At 63.1% G+C, this 564-nt stretch carries 1 protein-coding gene and 1 pseudogene; both read right to left on the bottom strand.

Going from position 1 to position 564, the window contains the following annotated elements; translation table 11 throughout:
• A pseudogene (locus CXQ90_RS21830) lies at positions 1-220 on the bottom strand (ABC transporter permease); the annotation flags it as partial.
• The coding region (locus CXQ90_RS21825) for an ATP-binding cassette domain-containing protein (protein ID WP_146068971.1) at positions 217-564 on the bottom strand (348 nt) is incomplete at its 5' end. The pseudogene CXQ90_RS21830 and the gene CXQ90_RS21825, both read right to left, overlap by 4 nt.

Genomic DNA, 564 nt, shown 5'->3' with positions numbered 1-564 from the left:
CGGCCGCTCCGGTTTCTGCGGCGGGCGAGACGGTGAGCAGATCGTCGCCGCCAATGGCGCCTATTTGCTTGTCGATGTAGTCCGAGACTCCAGCACCGATGGCGCTGGTCAGGGTCAGCGTGAAGGCCCCGATAAAGATGGCGACCACGGTCAGTGCCGTGCGGACCTTGCTGCGGAAGGTGTTGGATACTGCTGAGCGGAGAATGTCGCCGGCGGTCATGCTGAGGCCCCTGTGGTGATGGTGGTCGAGATGAGTTCATCGGCGGACACTTCGCGTCCGTCCTTGATGTAGAACTGGCGGCTGCAGCGGGCCGCGAGATCCGTGTCGTGCGTGACGGTAATCAGGGTGATGCCCTGTTCCCTGTTCAGCGAGAACAGAATGTCTTCCACGACGGCGCCGGTGGCGGTGTCCAGGTTGCCGGTGGGTTCATCGGCGAAAATCACCGACGGATTGTTGACCAGGGCGCGGGCAATGACCACGCGCTGCTTCTGGCCGCCGGAGAGGTCAGTGGCCTTGTTTCGAGCCTTGTCCGCCATTTCCAGGCGTTCCAGCGCCTCCATGCC

Origin of the sequence: Arthrobacter sp. ZGTC131, assembly GCF_002929275.1 — a bacterium.
Taxonomy (GTDB): domain Bacteria; phylum Actinomycetota; class Actinomycetes; order Actinomycetales; family Micrococcaceae; genus Arthrobacter.
This window is presented reverse-complemented; position numbering and strand designations above follow the sequence as displayed.